This is a genomic window from Megasphaera sp. MJR8396C, from assembly GCF_001546855.1.
Taxonomy (GTDB): Bacteria; Bacillota; Negativicutes; order Veillonellales; family Megasphaeraceae; genus Megasphaera.
Map to the genome: position 1 here is coordinate 34,461 of NZ_KQ958147.1, position 16,317 is coordinate 50,777.

Genomic DNA, 16,317 nt, shown 5'->3' on the forward strand with positions numbered 1-16,317 from the left:
GGAGCTTTGCTGTATTGTATAAAGGGGAATATTTCTATTCTGGAGTGCGGCAAAGCTCCTTATTATAAAAATAATCGAGTTATAGAGAATATGACAAAGGGGTTGGAACGATAGATGGATTTTCAATTTTCTGATGAACAACGCATGATCATTAAAATGGTACGTGATTTTGCGAACAAAGAAATTCTCCCTACGGTGGAACAGCGCGATGAAGAAGAAGTTTTTGACCGGGGCATTCTAGATAGAATTGGAGAACTTGGTCTTATGGGGATCTTTTTCCCGGAAGAATACGGCGGCAGCGACGGCGACTACTTAAGCTATATTTTAGCCAATGAAGAATTATCCCGCGTAGATGATTCTATTGCCTGCAGTTATGCGGCGTCGGTATCCTTGTGTGCATGGCCGATCTTTACATATGGCACGGATGAACAGAAAAAGAAATATTTAACTCCTTTGGCGGAAGGATCTAAATTAGGCGCTTTTGGGTTAACAGAACCTAATGCCGGAACCGACTCGGCATCGCAGCAAACGCATGCAGAAAAGAAGGACGGCTATTATTTGCTGAATGGGAGTAAATGTTTTATTACGAATGGCGGCGAAGCTGATATTTATGTCGTTTTTGCCATGACGGACAAGTCGAAAGGTACGAAAGGCATTTCGGCGTTTATTTTGGAAAAAGGAATGCCGGGATTTACCTTCGGTAAGAAAGAACATAAAATGGGGATTCATGGTTCACAGACGATGGAACTGATTTTCCAGGACGTCAAGGTCCCCGAAGAAAACTTGTTAGGTCAAGAAGGCAAAGGATTTAAAATTGCCATGACCAGTCTTGATGGCGGACGAATTGGCGTTGCGGCACAGGCTTTGGGGATTGGGCAGGCGGCATTGGATGCAGCTGTCAAATATTCTAAAGAAAGATCGCAGTTTGGTAAACCGATTTGTAAATTTCAAGCGATATCCTTTATGTTAGCGGATATGGCTACTCGCCTCGACGCAGCTCGTTTACTGATTTATCGTGCTGCTTATTTGAAAGGCCAAGGACTCCCGTATTCGAAAGAAGCCGCTATGGCTAAAATGTATGCTTCGGATACTGCCATGGCGATTACTACCGATGTTGTGCAAATCTTAGGCGGATATGGTTATATTCGCGAATATGGTGTAGAGCGACTGATGAGAAACGCCAAAATTACGCAAATCTATGAAGGCACCAATCAGGTTCAAAAGATGGTTATCTCAGGCGCACTGCTGCAGTAAATGAAGGCAATATGATGAAGTGGAGGCAGGAGAAATGGACGATATTTTGACATATGATGAAATGAAAATTGGTGATAAAACCTCTTTCGGCAAAACGATCAGCGAATCTGATGTCTACTTATTTGCCGGAATCACAGGGGATTTCAATCCCATTCATGTAAATAAAGTAGAAGCGGAAAAAACGATTTTTAAGAGTCGAATTGCCCACGGCATCTTATCAGCCGGTATCATTTCTACGACAATCACCAAAGCGGTTCACGGCGGATCGATTTACTGCTCTCAAGATCTTGCATTTAAAGCACCTGTCCGGATTGGCGATACGATTACGTGCGTTGCAGAACTGATCGAAAAAATTCCGGAAAAGAAACGCTTGATATATAAGACGACCGTTACCAATCAAGATGGCGTTATCGTGACTGACGGTAAGGCTGTTATACTGAAACAAGGATAAAATTCATATAATTATACGTTAAGGAGGAATGCCTTATGACACTGAAAACCGGAGAACAATACATTGAAAGCATGAGAAAACTGAATTTACAGGTATATATGTTTGGGAAAAAAGTGGAGTGTCCTGTCGATGATCCCATTCTGCGGCCCTCGCTTAATTCTGTTCGTATGACCTATGATTTGGCACAGATGCCGGAATACGAAGATTTAATGACGACAACGTCGCATTTAACCGGGAAAAAGATTAATCGATTTACACATATTCATCAAAGTGCAGACGACTTAATGAATAAGGTTAAAATGCAGCGTTTGTTGGGTCAAAAAACGGCTTCCTGTTTCCAGCGCTGCGTAGGGATGGATGCATCGAATGCCGTATATTCCACAACCTATGAAATCGACAAAAAATATGGGACTCACTACCATGAAAATTTTGTTAACTTCTTGAAAAAAGTACAGGAAGAAGACTGGACTGTTGATGGTGCAATGACAGATCCTAAGGGCGACAGAGGTAAAGCTCCCCATGAACAAGACGATCCGGACTTGTTTTTACATGTCGTAGAACGTCGTCCCGACGGGATTGTTGTACGTGGTGCCAAAGCACATCAGACCGGGTTCATTAACTCCCATGAAGTTATTGTTATGCCGACCATTGCGATGCGTGAGGCTGATAAAGATTATGCTGTATCCTTCCATTGCCGTACTGATGCGGAAGGGATCTTTATGATTGTCGGCCGTCAATCCTGCGATACTCGTAAGCTTGAAGGCGCACCGATGGATACAGGAAATCCGGAATTTGGCGGTACTGAAGCACTGGTAATTTTCGACAATGTATTTATTCCGAATGACCAAATTTTCCTTAATGGTGAAGTAGAATTCGCCGGAATGATGGTAGAACGATTTGCCGGTTATCACCGTCAGTCCTATGGCGGCTGTAAAGTCGGCGTAGGCGATGTCCTCATCGGCGCAACGGCTTTGATTGCTGAATACAATGGCTGTGCAAATGCATCGCATGTTAAAGATAAAATTATTGAAATGCAGCACTTGAATGAAACCCTATACAGCTGTGGGATCGCATGCTCGGCATTGGGAAGAAAAACCGAGTCTGGAAATTATTTGATTGATATGCTTCTGGCCAATGTTTGTAAGCAGAATGTCACGAGATTCCCTTATGAAATTGTTCGGCTTGCAGAAGATATTGCCGGAGGCCTCATGGTAACGGCACCGTCTGAATTGGACTTGAGAGATCCTAAGTTAGGTAAATACGTAGAAAAATATTTAAAGGGCGTAGGTGTAGTTTCTACTGAAAATCGCCTGAAGGTTTTACGCCTGATTGAAAATCTTTGCTTAGGAACGGCTGCGGTTGGTTATCGTACCGAATCCATGCATGGTGCCGGCTCTCCCCAGGCTCAGCGTATTATGATTTCGCGCCAGGGTAATCTTGCTATGAAAAAGGAATTAGCCAAAACATTGGCACATGTGACTGAATAAGGCAGGTGACTGATGTGAGTAATGACATTAGGCAGCAGGTGGAAGCTCTTTTGGATTTGGAAATTCGTCCGGCATTAGCAGCCCATGATGGAAACATTATGATTCAATCTATTGATGAAGGAACGATTAATGTTAAATTATCCGGGAGATGCAGTACTTGCCCCAGTGCCTTAACGGTTACCGGCAATTTTATTCGGGAAAAGATATTAAACGCGTTTCCTCAATTCCAAACGGTTGTGTTTAATTGTGTCAGTGAAGATTTACTGCAGCAGGCTCGGGACATGTTGAGAGCCTCAAAGGGTTAGGCAATCTTTGATGAATATTGGAATTAAGTATTGCGGTGGCTGTAATAGTCAGTATGATCGCGTTAAGTTAATCGAAGGCTTCAAGAAAAGACATCCGGAAAACCGGTATTATGGTGTTCTGGACGGAGAATTGACACAAGACATATGGATTATTGTATGCGGCTGTCCGAGCGCGTGTGCATGTACTGACGGACTCACTGCCAGGCTGAAGATGGTTTGGGTCAGGTCTTCCGAAGAGCTGGCGCTTTTGGAAACGGAAATCGACAAGCTGGAACGCGAAAAATAAATTAGATAAAAAGGAAGTGTAGAATGACCATTGGGATTAAAGCCCCCGGATATTACGTGCAAGGGGCCGGTGAATTAGATCGACTCGGTAAATATGTAAAGAAGCTGGGTACATCTTTCTTGATCGTGGGATCGCCGAATAACAAGAAGCGTGTCGGAACACGGATTATGGATTCTTTAAATGAGGTTGGCAAACAGGCGGTTTATTGGGAGTTTGGCGGCCAATGCTCTAAGCAGGCTATTGCCGATGCCGTTATGGTCGCGGAAAACCATGGCTGTGATGCCATTATTGGTGTTGGCGGCGGCAAAGCCCTTGATACTGCAAAGGCAGCTGCAACGAATATGGGTGGAGTATCAACTATTCTTATCCCTACGATTGCATCCAATGACGCTCCCTGCAGCAGTGTTGCCGTTATTTATAATGACGAAGGCGTTGTTGTAAAAGCGCTCATGATGAATCGGAACCCCGATGTGGTTCTTGTGGATACGGAGTTAATTGCACAAGCGCCTAAAAAGTATTTGGTTTCCGGGATGGGCGATGCATTAGCTACGTACTTTGAGGCGAGAGCCTGCTGGCGGAGCGGCGCAAAAACGATGGCCAGAGGGCAGTGCTCCAGAACGGCATTAGCCTTAGCAGAATTATGCTATCAAACACTGCGTGAACATTCGGTTGACGCCCTTAAGTCTGTAGAACAGCATATTGTTACGCCTTCATTAGAAGCTGTAGTCGAGGCCTGCGTATTTTTGAGCGGGATTGGCTTTGAGTCCGGTGGATTGGCGGCCGCACATGCAGTAAATGATGGGTTGGCCTATCTTTCTCAGGCAAAAGGGGCATCTCATGGCGAAAAGGTGGCCTTTGGATTGTTGGTACAGCTGCAATTGGAACAGGCGTCTGAACAAGAACGAGATGAAGTCCTTTCGTATCTTCGACAAGTGGGATTGCCAACTTGCCTGGCTGATTTAGGTGTTACGGAAGTTAACGAACCGGAACTTCGTAAAGTCGCAGAGACAGCCAATGCCCCCAGCCAATTTACAAAGAATGTCCGCGCAGATATTACTGTAGAAGACGTATATAACGCAATTATGTCTGTGGATGCGCTGGGGCGTCATAAATGAGTAATGACTAGGTAGAAAACATTAGCCATTTATTCAGCAGATGCTGTTTAGGAGAAAGGCATCATATCGCTTTTAGACAAAATTTTGGCCTATTAAAGGCAATATTGGAAAGTCTCTTTTATAAGTGCATATAGCGTAATATAAAGCGGATGCCCTCTGTGATTAGCACAGAGGACATCCGCTTATTTATTGGGACTCGTGATTAATGCGGCCGGGGTTATGATGGAATATTATTTTCTATTCGCTTTTTAAAACTAACGTTAAGGGGGACGTGCTTTTTCAGATATGGGAAAGTATGTTTTTACGGTTGGGTGTTTCTTATCGCTATTATATTCAGCAGCGGTTTGGCTAAGATGGCGGCCAGGATGCTTTTTACGATATCCAAAGGGATGAAGGGTAAGACGCCGCTGGTGATGACGGCAGCCCAGGGCATTTCCGTAACGAAGTGGAGCTGAATGGCCCCGCCGAGGTAGATAATAGGAATGCCGATGACGATGGCGACGAGGGAATAGCGCTTCAAATTATATGTTTTCCCTTTTAACGCCGACATGAGGTAGACGGCGACGACGTAGGCCCAGATGTAGCCGCCGGTGGGACCAAACATCTTACCGGGGCCGGAGGTTCCAGCTGTGAATACCGGCACTCCGATGAGGCCGATGCCGATATAGGCCAGCATGGTGATGGCGGCATCTTTTGGCGGCAAGAGGAAGGCCACTAAGTTGACGATCAATGTCTGCAGCGCCAGGGGGGACTGGGAAAAGGGCAGGGGAATGATCAGATAGGCGGAAATACAGTTCATTGCGATCAACAGGGCGATGTGCGTCAGGCGCATCGTCTTTTCTCGTGATTCAGACATGATAAAAGCACTCCTTACTATAAATACAGGACTCGTTACACAAGGTGTATTATAGCAAACAGTGCCTTTAAGGTCAACTAATTTGGAATTTATAAGGTTTACAATTAATCTTTCAGTAATTGTCCTAAGCAGGGCTCTACCTGGACGCCTTCACGGGGATCGCTGCCGGATTTATGGGTATAGTTAATGGCGTAGCTCAGGAAGTCGGCTGCTTTTTTGATGGCCGCATGGAGCATCGTACCCTGGAGCAAAGCCCCGGTAAGGACGCTGGTAAAGAGGTCGCCTGTTCCGCAGGTACTGAAGGGCAGGCGGAGGACCGGGTATTCGTCGAAGGAGGCCGTCGTCGTATCATAGCTGACGATTTTGCTGGTGTTCATATCGCTGGCGACACTGGTAATGACGACTTTTTCCGGTCCCATGTCGGATAAGGTCTTGCACAGATCGAGCATTTCCGTCGTCTTCGGAAGGTCTTCACTGTAGGGAATCCCGGCTAATAAGCAGGCTTCGGTATAATTCGGAGTAATCACCGTTGCCTTGGCGATGAGTTTTCGCATTTCCGGAACGATGGCCGGCGTGAATACCGGGTAGAGATTGCCGTTATCGCCCATGGCAGGGTCGACGACGATGAGGCTGTCGTCTTTGGCAAAGCGGGAAATAGCATCGGCGACGACTTCGATTTGACCGGCATCGGCTAAAAATCCGCTGTAAATCGCATCGTATTCATAGCCTAATTTTTGCCATTTATCCATAAATTCCGTCATATGGGGCGTGAAATCGGAAAAGGTGAAATCGCCATAGGTCAGATTATTGCTGAAAATCGCCGTGGGAAAAGGGCAGACCTGAAAGCCCATGGCAGAAATGACCGGAATGGCTGCCGTGAGCGAGCAGCGGCCAAAGGAACATAAATCGTGAATCGCAAGGACGCGTTTGGTAGTCATAAAAAGACCTCCTCTAAGTAAACTGTACTATAATTTTAACCTATATAATGCGAGGTGTAAATAAGACAGATGGACGGGATTCTGTCCTCTATGCACGGGCTTTTTTAAAGGCGGCCGCCGGGCTTTGCGATTTGCCTGTCAGCTCATTTGCCCGATATGATATAATTAAAGTTAATCGAAATTTTCAAACTGTAGGTGAGGTACGGATAAGGAGTTGATACTATGGCGCAGGAAAGGAATGTATTGATGGGACTCAGTGTCAAGGCGATGGTCTTTCACGACGGAAAGCTGCTGATCTTGCAGAAAAATGATATAGAAGGCCTGCACCCTTGGGAATTTCCCGGCGGAGGACTGCTCTTTCATGAAGATTTTGAAGCCGGACTACGGCGGGAAGTCAAGGAAGAAACGGGCCTGTCCATTGTCTTAGAAGCGCCTGCCGGTATTTGGAGCTATCAGAAGGCCGACGGCCAATTTTTAAATGGCGTCATTTTTACGGCCATGGCCGATTCTGAACAGGTCGTCGTATCGGATGAGCATCGGGACTATCGCTGGGTGAAGCCGGAAGAGCTGTCGGACTACCGACTGCAGGAATCGCTGCAGCAATCCTTGAAACAGATGAAACAATTTTCTTATGAAAAAAGTCATGCCTTACTGAGTGGCTTTTTGAAATATATATGAGGTATTGAGAATTTTATGAATAGAGAAAAACAACAGCGGGCGCCTTTTGTCGAAGCATTGGAAGCCTATTGTCGGCTGAAGATGAAGGCCTACCACACGCCGGGCCATAAATTAGGACAGGGCATTTCGACGTATCAGGAGAAACTCTTTGGCCCGGCCCTTTCAAGAGACCTTGGCGTCATGTATGCTTTGGATGATTTATTTCAGCCGGAAGGAGCGTTGAAAGAAGCCATGGAATTGGCAGCCGACCTTTACGGTGCCGGTCGCACCTTCTTTTCCATCAATGGGACGACGGCCTGTATCGAGGCCATGATTTTGGCAGTCTGCCGAGATGGCGATGAAATCATCATCCCACGAGAAGCGCATAAGAGCGTCATCAGCGGCCTCATCTTAAGCGGTGCCATTCCGGTCTATATGGAAAGCCGTTTTGATAAAGCTCGGCAAGTGTCGCTGGGGCCGGATGTATCGGCGTTAAAAAAGGCCATAGAAGCCCACCCGAAAGCCAAGGCCGTCGTCTTTACCTATCCGACGTACGATGGAATCGCTGGAAACTTAGAAGCCATGACCGCTTATGCCCATGAAAAAGGGCTCTTTGTCCTCGTTGATGAAGCCCATGGGGCTCATTTAGGCTTTTTACCGGATCTTCCCAAGGAAGCCCTGCAGTGCGGAGCCGACTGCGTTGCCCAAAGCACGCACAAGATGGCCGGCTCTTTGACCCAGACGTCGATGCTTCACTGCCGCCGCGGTTTTCCCTTGAGCGACCGCCTGGCGGCGTCCATGGCTGTCGTCCAGTCGACGAGTCCTCATTACTGGTTCTTGGCGTCCCTTGATAGTGCGCGGCAGCAATTGGCTCTCCATGGGTCGGACCTTTTGGAATCGGCGCTCTCCTTAGCTCGATACGTGAGGCAGGAAATCAATGCCATTCCGGGTCTATCTTCGTTTGGCCGGGATATTGTGGACGGCGTTGTCGTCACCGGCTTTGATGAAACGAAGATCACCATCGATTTTTCCGGAGTCGGCCTCGATGGTATCGAAGCCGAAAAATGCTTGCGTCGAGAAGGCATTGAAGTGGAATTGGTCGCCGGAAATCACGTCCTGGCCTTGATTACCCTGGGCGATACGAAGGAAACGGCTCAGTCCCTTGTCGATGCCTGCCGAGCTATTGCCTCAGGAAAAACTCTTTGTGCAGCTGCACCCGGTGATGAGCCGCCCCTTCCCGTGCCCCAGGTTGCTGCTGCTCCGCGCAAGGTTTGGAACGGGCCGGTGGAACAGATTCCCTTCGACGAAGCCGGTGGCCGTGTGGCAGCTGAAACGGTGACCTTTTATCCGCCGGGTATTCCGGCCCTGGCGGCCGGTGAAATCATTACCGAGGCCTGCCAACAATATATCCATCATAAGATGGGGCAAGGCTACAAACCCAATGGCCCGGCTGACGGAACTTTACAGACGATACGCGTGCAGAAGGAGGATTCCCATGAAGGGTAAATTATTCATTATTGAAGGCGGCGACGGCAGCGGAAAGGCGACGCAGACCAAGCTTCTGGCGGAGCATCTGAAGAACGACGGCTATCCCGTTATGGCCGTCAGCTATCCTGATTATGACAGTGATTCCAGTGCCCTCGTCAAAATGTATTTGCGCGGCGACTTCGGCCGCGATGCCGATGCAGTCAATCCTTATGCCGCGTCTGCTTTTTTTGCCGTCGACCGCTTTGCGTCCTATCAAATGAAGTGGAAGGCCTTTTATGATCAAGGCGGCATCGTCATTGCCGACCGCTATACGACGAGCAATATGCTCTATCAAATGATTAAGATCGACGATGCGGACCTTCGTAAAAACTACCTCGATTGGCTTGAGGATTTCGAGTTCCGAAAGATGGGACTGCCCGAACCAGATGCCGTCTTTCTCCTCGACGTACCCTTAGCGGTAACCCAGGGGCTGATGGCTGACCGCGTCGGAAAAACGGGTGGTGAGACCGGGGACATCCATGAAAAAAACGGGCAGTTTCTGGCGAAATGCCATGCAGCGTATGATGAACTGGCGCATCGCTATGAATGGAAGCGGATTGCCTGCGCTGAAGGCGGGCAGCTCCGTACCATCGAGGCCATTCATGACGATGTATACCGCCGTGTTTTGGAAACGGGCATACAGCCTGTCCATCAATAAATACCAGCCCGATGCGGCCCTGGCAGGTACTGAAAATACTAGACTTTATAGGGATTTTTTAATATAATAAGTTATTAAGGTATTTCTTAATAGGGAGGTGAAAGCTATGGATGAGACCTTGTTTGATCCTATCATCGGCCATCGCCGATTGAAGGCAAAATTGGCTCGTCTTATCGATGAAGACCGCCTCCCTCACGCCATGATTTTCGCCGGCCCTGCCGGTGTCGGCAAAACCATGATGGCCGTTGCTGTTGCTTCAGCCTTGGCGGGTCGTCCCGTCTTTCGCGACTTGGCTCCCTCAGACGACGAAGCCCTTGTCGCCGATGGAGATGACGCCTTTTATCTGGCGCCGATGGGGGCGATGCTGAAGGTGGATCAATTTCGGCAGCTCCAAGGCGTATTAGCCCTTCAAGGCGAACGAGGCCGGCGCCGGATTTGCATCATCGACCATGTAGAGACGATGAATGTAGAATTTGCCAATCGTATGCTGAAAACCTTGGAAGAGCCGCCGTCCGGCGTCTGTTTCATTCTGGTTACGGATCAGCCTGATTTGCTGCTGCCGACGATTCTGTCGCGCTGCGTTACCTTTACCTTTGATCCTGTCGGAGACGATGAGATGCGGGAGGGACTGCAGCGGCTTCACCGCAGCGGCGGTAATTTGGACGACGCTATCCTGTGGGGCGGCGGTATTGTCCGCACCGTCCTTCGTTATCTCGACGGGCATGGAACGGAGAAGGCCCATTTTGCCGTGGACTTCTTAACGATTATGGCCAAACATGCCTGTCCTTATTCGAAATGGCTTGTCGTATCGGCCAATTTGACCGATCGTGAAACGACGGAAATCTTAGGCTGGATCAGTCTCTTATTGCGGGACATGGCCGTCCTGCGCAGCGGAGCCGGCCAGGAATATGTCCGTTTAAAAGGTTATATCTCCGATATGACCGAATTACTGCCGTACTGGACGGATGATGCCGTCTTTGCCGTGTCGTCAGTGCTTCATGAAGCGCTGGAAGCGGTGACGCGCCATGTCAATGTCCGCTTAGTTTGGGACTATGTCAGTCTCCGGACGATACGGCTCAAAGGAGGATTTTAAGTGATCGTTGTAGGTGTGCGTTTTAAACCTGCTGGAAAGATATACTATTTTGATCCCGATAATATTGAGCTCGCCTTGGATGACGGAGTCATCGTAGAAACGGCGCGAGGGATGGAGTTTGGTAACGTCGTCATTCCGCCGCGCGACGTCGATGATTCGGAAGTCGTCCAGCCGCTGAAGCCGATTATCCGCAAGGCTACGGCCAAGGATTTGCGCCAGGTTGAGCGGAATAAGGAACGGGAGAAGAAAGCCTTCGGTATCTGCCTGACGAAAATCGCCAAGCACAAGCTGCCGATGAAGCTCATCGATGTCGATTATACCTTCGATATGGGAAAAATCATCTTCTTCTTTACGGCTGACGGCCGTATCGACTTCCGCGAACTGGTCCGCGATTTGGCTTCGGTCTTTCGTACTCGTATTGAACTTCGCCAAATTGGCCTTCGCGATGAAGCCAAGATGATCGGCGGTATCGGCTACTGCGGCCGGCCGCTGTGCTGCGCGACCTTCCTCGGGGATTTCAAGCCCGTGTCGATCCGCATGGCCAAGGGCCAGGGCATGTCCCTCAATCCGACCAAGATTTCGGGGATCTGCGGCCGCCTCATGTGCTGCCTGCGGTATGAAAACCAGCTCTATACGTCTGGCGAACTGAAGTGCTGCAACTGCCAGCAGAAAGGCTGTGAACAGCAGAAGCCGCCGGCCGTCGGCAAACGGGTCATGACCGATGAAGGCGTCGGTACGGTCCTTCGCGTTCACATGAAAGATAAGACTGTCAAAGTACAGCTTGAATCGGGCCATAATATCAACGTTCCCTGGTCCGACGTAGGAGAAACGGAACATGAAAATTGAGCTTGGTCCTCACGAACGGTTGGATGACTTGATCCTCGACGGGATGAAGGTCATTCAGCGGGACGATCAGTTCTGTTTTTCCATCGATACCGTTTTATTAGCTCATTTTGGAGCCGTGCCCCATGGGCCGGCTCTTGATTTGGGGACGGGGACAGCGGCCATTCCCTTGATCCTGACGGCTCGCGGTGCACGCGACCTGACGGGGATTGAATTGAATCCGGTTATGGCCGATATTGCCGGCCGCAACGTGGCTTTAAACGGACGCGATGACCGCATCCGCATCGTCGAAGGCGATTATCGCCGCATCCGGGAATGGGCGCCGTCCGGGGCCTTTGCCGCCGTCTATGCCAACCCGCCGTATCGGGAAAAAAGCCGCGGCGCCTACAGCGACGTCGACGGAATCCGAAGAGCCTGCCATGAAGAAACGGCGTCCTTAGACGATGTCCTCGATGCGGCAAAATACGCGTTGAAGTATCACGGTCGTTTTCGCATGGTTCATATTACCGAGCGGCTGACGGATATTTTAGAAGCACTGCGGGCCCGTGACATCGAGCCTAAGGTCCTGCAGATGATTCATGGTCGCCCCGATAAAGAGGCCAAGCTGTTCCTCATTGAGGGCATCCATGGCGGAGGTAAAGGCCTTTCCGTCCTGCCGCCGCTCATCGTCCATAAGGCCGATGGAAGCTATAGTGAGGCCGTGGATCGCTTATATGGAAGATAAGGCGGTGTCCTTTGTCAGCCGTCTTTTTTCTGTGAAAGGAGTATTATGCCGGAAGTTTTTCAAAAGGGGACGCTCTATCTCTGCCCGACGCCGATCGGCAACTTAGAGGACATCACGTACCGCACGGTACGCTGCCTTCGAGAAGCCGACCTCATTGCGGCGGAAGATACGCGCCATACGAAACAGCTGCTCATGGCCTATGATATCGATACGCCCCTTACCAGCTATCACGAACATAATAAAGCTGAAAAAGGGCCGCAGCTCATTGAAAAATTGCAAGACGGCCAGATGATTGCCCTGGTCAGTGACGCCGGCATGCCGGCTATCTGTGATCCCGGCAGTGATATGGTCCGCCTGGCCTTGGAAGCCGATATTCCTATCGTCCCTCTGCCGGGGGCCAATGCTGGCCTTACGGGGCTCATCGCTTCCGGCATGGATACGACGCGGTTCACCTTTGTCGGCTTTTTGCCGAAGACGCAGAAACATCGCCTGCCGGCCCTGCAGTCCGTCGAGGCCTATGAGGGAACCCTCATTTTTTATGAAGCCCCTCACCGTATTCGGCAGGTCCTGGGTGAAATGCAGGAAGTGCTGGGCGACCGAAGGGCTGTTCTCTGCCGGGAACTGACCAAACGGTATGAACAGTATCTCCACGGCAGGCTCAGCGAGCTTCAAACCGCCCTTTCCGAGCAGGGAACGCGCGGTGAATTCGTCATCCTCGTAGAAGGGATGACCAAAACGGCTGAAGAAGCCGATCCTGAAAATGTTGATTATGCAGCCCTGGTCCGGGAACTGATGGAACAGGGCGTTGATAAGAAAGAGGCTGTCCGGACTGTCGCCAGACGGTGCGGCGTGCCCAAACGTAGTGTATACCAGGCTGCGCTTAGTTTATAACACCGGCTCATTTGTCGGTATAGGAGGGAAATCCCATGTCTGAAAAAAGAAAGTATTATATCACCACACCGATTTACTATCCAAGCGCCAAACTTCACATTGGGCACACGTACTGCACGACGATTGCCGACTCCTTGGCTCGGTTCCACCGCCTGCGCGGTGACGACGTCTTTTTCCTGACCGGCTCTGACGAACACGGCCAGAAGATTCAGCGGGCTGCTGAAGAAAAAGGCGTTAAGCCCATTGAATATGTAGACCAAATCGTATCGCTCTTCCAAGAGTTGTGGAAAAAACTGAATATCTCCAATGATGACTTCATCCGGACGACGGAAGAACGCCATGAAAAAGTCGTCCAGGCCTTGATGCAGAAGTCCTACGATAATGGCGACATCTATAAAGGCGAATATAAGGGCTGGTACTGTACGCCCTGTGAAACCTTCTGGCCGGAAAATAAGCTCCCTGAAGGCAAACACATCTGCCCGGACTGCGGCCGGCCGCTGGAACTCGTCTCGGAAGAAGCCTACTTCTTAAAGATGAATAAATACGCCGATAAGTGGCTGAAATTTATTGACGAAAACCCCGATTTCATCCAGCCGGAATCGCGGCGCAACGAAATGATTTCCTTCGTTAAAAGTGGTCTCGAAGACCTCTGCGTCTCCCGTACATCCTTCGACTGGGGCATCAAAGTGCCTTGGGATACGAAGCACGTCGTCTACGTTTGGTTCGACGCATTGGTCAACTACGTAACGGCTGCAGGATATCTCGATGATCCTGAAAAGTTCAAAAAATTCTGGCCGGCTGACCTCCACCTGGTCGGTAAGGAAATCGTCCGCTTCCACAGCATCATCTGGCCGATCATGCTCATGAGCTGCGGACTTCCCCTGCCGAAAAAGGTCTTCGGTCACGGCTGGCTCATCGTCGATGGGACCAAGATGAGTAAATCCTTGGGCAACGTCGTCGATCCCATTCCCTTGATCGACCGCTATGGTGCCGATGCCCTTCGCTATTACCTCTTGAAGGAAATCCGTCTCGGCCAAGACGGTAACTTCTCTCTGCCGTCCTTTATCAACCGCATCAACTCCGACCTGGCCAACGACTTGGGCAACCTCTTGCAGCGTACCCTGGCCATGGTCGAAAAATACGAAGGCGGTGTCGTCGCTGGTCCGACCGTAAAAGAAGCTGTGGACGATGATTTGGCAGCCTGCGCCGTCGACACGGCTAAGCAGTTTGAAACGCTCATGGACGACATGAAGATCAACGACGCCATTAACGACGTCTGGACTCTCATCCGCCGCAGCAATAAATACATCGACGAAACGACGCCGTGGGTCCTGGCTAAAGATGAAGCCAAGGCGCAGCGCCTGCAGACGGTCTTGTACAACTTGATCGAAGCACAGCGCATCATCGCTGCTCTGGTCAGCCCCTTCATCCCCGTCAGTGCTGCCGATATGTGGCATCAGTTGGGACTTGGCGATTTCGCTAAAGCCAACCTCCAGGATGCGCAGCAGTGGGGGCTGTATCCGGCCGATACGAAAGTTGAAAAGGGTCAGGCCCTCTTCCCGCGCTATGACTTGGACGAAGAAATCGCTGAAGCCAAGAACGATAAGAAGGAAGAAGCCGAACCTGTCTGCCCGGCTGCTCAGGAACCGGTAAAACCGGAAATCACCATCGATGACTTCGGTAAAATCGACCTCCGCGTCGGTAAAATCGTAGCTTGCGAAAAAGTTCCTAAGGCTAAAAAACTGCTGAAACTGCAAGTCGACCTCGGTGTCGAAACGCGGCAGATCGTCAGCGGTATTTCCCTGTACTATAAACCGGAAGACCTCATCGGTCACTGCGTCATCGTCGTCACTAACTTGAAGCCGGTCAAACTCTGCGGTGTCGAATCGAAGGGCATGCTCCTGGCAGCTTCTGACGGCAACGACAACTTGCAGGTAGCCTTTGTCGACGGCATGGCTCCCGGCAGCCGCGTACGATAATGTTGTTCGATACGCACTGTCATATCAATGACAGCGCTTACGATACGGACCGTCCGGACGTATTGGCCCGGGCAGCCGAGGCCGGCGTCGGCTTGATGCTGTGCCCGGCAACGGATATGGCTACGTCTCAGGCCTGCATCGACCTTGCCAATGGTCATGACGGCGTCTATGCCGCCGTGGGTATCCATCCCGAGCTGGCGGCAACGGCGACGCCTGACGATGCTGCCAAGCTGCGTCAGTGGGTTCGTGGCGAGCAAAAAGTCGTCGCTATCGGCGAAGTGGGCTTAGACTATCATTGGCCGGAACCGGAACGTGACGTCCAGCAGGCCGTCTTCATCGACATGGTGAAGCTTGCCGTCGAGCTCGACGTGCCGATCATCATTCACGACCGCGAGGCTCATGGCGACACGCTGGATATCCTTCGCCAATACGGTAAGGGAATCCGCGGTGTCTTCCACTGTTACTCCGGAAGCCTTGAAATGACGGCTGAGCTCCTCCGTATGGGCTTTTACTTCGGCTTTGACGGGCCACTGACCTATCCCAATTCAAAACGGGCCAGACGGGTCGCTGAAAACCTTCCCTTAGACCGGATCCTCATCGAAACGGACAGCCCCTACTTGACGCCCCAGGCCCATCGCGGTCAGCGCAATGAACCGGCCTATGTCCGCTATGTGGCCGAAGAACTGGCAGCCCTTCGCGGCATCCGTGCCGAAGAAGCGGTCCGAATCACGGCCGAAAACGGCAGAAGACTGTTTAATCTTTAATGACATACATATCAGACGCGGGGCGGATAACCTTTCTGCCCCGCGTCTTTCCCTACGGGGAAATAAGAGAAAGGAGCTGCTTCTTTTATGGAACGAGGAAAGAGACCGAAAATAGAATTGACCGTTACGGGAAAATTGGGTACCATGGGCTGCCATCGCGGCCACCATATCGGCGAAACCTTTGATTATGACAGCGATCGAGGTAAAATTTGTCCCATGGCTATGCACTGTGCCTTTCCCTATATCGACATCCTTCGCTATGGCGGAAAACTTCCGGGACAGCCGGCAGGAGAAGCGGAATTCTGCTGTTCCGATGCCGACGTAGCCTTGGTGTTTAAGGCGAAAGTCATCGAATAATCGAAATCGTGATTTTATGGGAAAAAAGGGAACGGAAAAATGCTTGACAGGAGTTACTTTATTTGGTATGATATTCAAGTGTTCTGAAACAGACACACACTACATGCGGAAGTAGCTCAGTGGTAGAGCACC

Annotated in this window: 18 protein-coding genes; 16 read left to right on the top strand and 2 right to left on the bottom strand. The window is 50.2% G+C overall.

Annotated elements, in window-relative coordinates:
• The first annotated feature begins 114 nt into the window (after window positions 1–114).
• Genes HMPREF3201_RS01315 through HMPREF3201_RS01340 form a run of 6 tightly spaced genes read left to right on the top strand, consistent with a single transcriptional unit; the run spans window position 115 to window position 4,898 of the window.
• The gene (locus HMPREF3201_RS01315; RefSeq protein WP_062411371.1) at window positions 115–1,254 is read left to right on the top strand and encodes an acyl-CoA dehydrogenase; all 1,140 of its coding nucleotides are present in this window, start codon (window positions 115–117) and stop codon (window positions 1,252–1,254) included.
• 34 nt (window positions 1,255–1,288) lie between these two features.
• Window positions 1,289–1,705, top strand: coding sequence for a MaoC family dehydratase (locus HMPREF3201_RS01320; protein ID WP_062411372.1), 417 nt, complete (start codon window positions 1,289–1,291; stop codon window positions 1,703–1,705).
• Between the two features lie 35 nt (window positions 1,706–1,740).
• The gene (locus HMPREF3201_RS01325; RefSeq protein WP_062411373.1) at window positions 1,741–3,192 is read left to right on the top strand and encodes a 4-hydroxyphenylacetate 3-hydroxylase family protein; all 1,452 of its coding nucleotides are present in this window, start codon (window positions 1,741–1,743) and stop codon (window positions 3,190–3,192) included.
• Between the two features lie 14 nt (window positions 3,193–3,206).
• Complete coding sequence (locus HMPREF3201_RS01330; protein ID WP_062411374.1) at window positions 3,207–3,497, top strand: NifU family protein; 291 nt, start codon at window positions 3,207–3,209, stop codon at window positions 3,495–3,497.
• A 10-nt stretch (window positions 3,498–3,507) separates the two neighbouring features.
• Window positions 3,508–3,783 (top strand): hypothetical protein, encoded by a 276-nt coding sequence (locus HMPREF3201_RS01335; protein ID WP_062411375.1) that lies wholly within the window; start codon window positions 3,508–3,510, stop codon window positions 3,781–3,783.
• Window positions 3,784–3,806: 23 nt separating this feature from the next.
• Window positions 3,807–4,898, top strand: a complete 1,092-nt coding sequence (locus HMPREF3201_RS01340; RefSeq protein ID WP_062411376.1) for a glycerol dehydrogenase — start codon at window positions 3,807–3,809, stop codon at window positions 4,896–4,898.
• Window positions 4,899–5,199: 301 nt separating this feature from the next.
• On the opposite strand, the gene HMPREF3201_RS01345 is transcribed toward HMPREF3201_RS01340, so the two are convergent.
• Together HMPREF3201_RS01345 and HMPREF3201_RS01350 are read right to left on the bottom strand one after the other, a co-directional pair.
• Window positions 5,200–5,754 carry a biotin transporter BioY gene (locus HMPREF3201_RS01345; protein ID WP_062411377.1) on the bottom strand — a complete coding sequence of 185 codons (555 nt, stop codon included), beginning with the start codon at window positions 5,752–5,754 and terminating at the stop codon, window positions 5,200–5,202.
• 104 nt (window positions 5,755–5,858) lie between these two features.
• Complete coding sequence (locus tag HMPREF3201_RS01350; RefSeq protein WP_062411378.1) at window positions 5,859–6,692, bottom strand: pyridoxamine kinase; 834 nt, start codon at window positions 6,690–6,692, stop codon at window positions 5,859–5,861.
• A 222-nt stretch (window positions 6,693–6,914) separates the two neighbouring features.
• Here HMPREF3201_RS01350 and HMPREF3201_RS01355 point away from each other — a divergent pair, with 222 nt between their 5' ends.
• The 10 genes from HMPREF3201_RS01355 (at window position 6,915) to HMPREF3201_RS01400 (ending at window position 16,185) form a co-directional block, all read left to right on the top strand.
• Window positions 6,915–7,370 (top strand): NUDIX hydrolase, encoded by a 456-nt coding sequence (locus tag HMPREF3201_RS01355; protein ID WP_062411379.1) that lies wholly within the window; start codon window positions 6,915–6,917, stop codon window positions 7,368–7,370.
• 15 nt (window positions 7,371–7,385) lie between these two features.
• On the top strand, window positions 7,386–8,855 hold the full coding sequence (locus tag HMPREF3201_RS01360) for an aminotransferase class I/II-fold pyridoxal phosphate-dependent enzyme (protein WP_062411380.1): 1,470 nt from the start codon (window positions 7,386–7,388) through the stop codon (window positions 8,853–8,855).
• A complete protein-coding gene (locus HMPREF3201_RS01365; RefSeq protein WP_062411381.1) occupies window positions 8,845–9,534 on the top strand; it encodes a dTMP kinase in 690 nt (229 codons plus the stop codon). Before HMPREF3201_RS01360 ends, HMPREF3201_RS01365 begins: the two co-directional genes overlap by 11 nt.
• A 106-nt stretch (window positions 9,535–9,640) precedes the next feature.
• Window positions 9,641–10,627: a DNA polymerase III subunit gene (locus tag HMPREF3201_RS01370; RefSeq protein WP_062411382.1), complete on the top strand. Its 987-nt coding sequence runs from the start codon at window positions 9,641–9,643 to the stop codon at window positions 10,625–10,627.
• Window positions 10,628–11,473: a PSP1 domain-containing protein gene (locus tag HMPREF3201_RS01375; protein ID WP_062411383.1), complete on the top strand. Its 846-nt coding sequence runs from the start codon at window positions 10,628–10,630 to the stop codon at window positions 11,471–11,473. It begins immediately after the preceding gene.
• Entirely contained in the window at window positions 11,463–12,194 is a 732-nt protein-coding gene (locus HMPREF3201_RS01380; protein WP_062411384.1) for a tRNA1(Val) (adenine(37)-N6)-methyltransferase, read from the top strand. The genes HMPREF3201_RS01375 and HMPREF3201_RS01380 overlap by 11 nt, the downstream gene beginning before the upstream one ends.
• 45 nt (window positions 12,195–12,239) lie before the next feature.
• Window positions 12,240–13,085, top strand: a complete 846-nt coding sequence (gene rsmI / locus HMPREF3201_RS01385; RefSeq protein ID WP_062411385.1) for a 16S rRNA (cytidine(1402)-2'-O)-methyltransferase — start codon at window positions 12,240–12,242, stop codon at window positions 13,083–13,085.
• Between the two features lie 35 nt (window positions 13,086–13,120).
• On the top strand, window positions 13,121–15,064 hold the full coding sequence (gene metG / locus HMPREF3201_RS01390) for a methionine--tRNA ligase (protein ID WP_062411386.1): 1,944 nt from the start codon (window positions 13,121–13,123) through the stop codon (window positions 15,062–15,064).
• Window positions 15,064–15,828, top strand: a complete 765-nt coding sequence (locus tag HMPREF3201_RS01395) for a TatD family hydrolase (protein WP_062411387.1) — start codon at window positions 15,064–15,066, stop codon at window positions 15,826–15,828. Before metG ends, HMPREF3201_RS01395 begins: the two co-directional genes overlap by 1 nt.
• A gap of 87 nt (window positions 15,829–15,915) precedes the next feature.
• Window positions 15,916–16,185 (top strand): TIGR04076 family protein, encoded by a 270-nt coding sequence (locus HMPREF3201_RS01400; protein ID WP_062411388.1) that lies wholly within the window; start codon window positions 15,916–15,918, stop codon window positions 16,183–16,185.
• Window positions 16,186–16,317: the final 132 nt, after the last annotated feature.

What these genes read in the sequence shown, in the direction of transcription:
- HMPREF3201_RS01315 (WP_062411371.1), top strand. Translation starts at nt 115, where the DNA reads ATGGATTTTCAATTTTCTGATGAACAACGCATGATCATTAAAATGGTA.
- HMPREF3201_RS01320 (WP_062411372.1), top strand. Translation starts at nt 1,289, where the DNA reads ATGGACGATATTTTGACATATGATGAAATGAAAATTGGTGATAAAACC.
- HMPREF3201_RS01325 (WP_062411373.1), top strand. Translation starts at nt 1,741, where the DNA reads ATGACACTGAAAACCGGAGAACAATACATTGAAAGCATGAGAAAACTG.
- HMPREF3201_RS01335 (WP_062411375.1), top strand. Translation starts at nt 3,508, where the DNA reads ATGAATATTGGAATTAAGTATTGCGGTGGCTGTAATAGTCAGTATGAT.
- HMPREF3201_RS01340 (WP_062411376.1), top strand. Translation starts at nt 3,807, where the DNA reads ATGACCATTGGGATTAAAGCCCCCGGATATTACGTGCAAGGGGCCGGT.
- HMPREF3201_RS01345 (WP_062411377.1), bottom strand. Translation starts at nt 5,754, where the DNA reads ATGTCTGAATCACGAGAAAAGACGATGCGCCTGACGCACATCGCCCTG.
- HMPREF3201_RS01350 (WP_062411378.1), bottom strand. Translation starts at nt 6,692, where the DNA reads ATGACTACCAAACGCGTCCTTGCGATTCACGATTTATGTTCCTTTGGC.
- HMPREF3201_RS01355 (WP_062411379.1), top strand. Translation starts at nt 6,915, where the DNA reads ATGGCGCAGGAAAGGAATGTATTGATGGGACTCAGTGTCAAGGCGATG.
- HMPREF3201_RS01360 (WP_062411380.1), top strand. Translation starts at nt 7,386, where the DNA reads ATGAATAGAGAAAAACAACAGCGGGCGCCTTTTGTCGAAGCATTGGAA.
- HMPREF3201_RS01365 (WP_062411381.1), top strand. Translation starts at nt 8,845, where the DNA reads ATGAAGGGTAAATTATTCATTATTGAAGGCGGCGACGGCAGCGGAAAG.
- HMPREF3201_RS01370 (WP_062411382.1), top strand. Translation starts at nt 9,641, where the DNA reads ATGGATGAGACCTTGTTTGATCCTATCATCGGCCATCGCCGATTGAAG.
- HMPREF3201_RS01380 (WP_062411384.1), top strand. Translation starts at nt 11,463, where the DNA reads ATGAAAATTGAGCTTGGTCCTCACGAACGGTTGGATGACTTGATCCTC.
- rsmI (WP_062411385.1), top strand. Translation starts at nt 12,240, where the DNA reads ATGCCGGAAGTTTTTCAAAAGGGGACGCTCTATCTCTGCCCGACGCCG.
- metG (WP_062411386.1), top strand. Translation starts at nt 13,121, where the DNA reads ATGTCTGAAAAAAGAAAGTATTATATCACCACACCGATTTACTATCCA.
- HMPREF3201_RS01395 (WP_062411387.1), top strand. Translation starts at nt 15,064, where the DNA reads ATGTTGTTCGATACGCACTGTCATATCAATGACAGCGCTTACGATACG.
- HMPREF3201_RS01400 (WP_062411388.1), top strand. Translation starts at nt 15,916, where the DNA reads ATGGAACGAGGAAAGAGACCGAAAATAGAATTGACCGTTACGGGAAAA.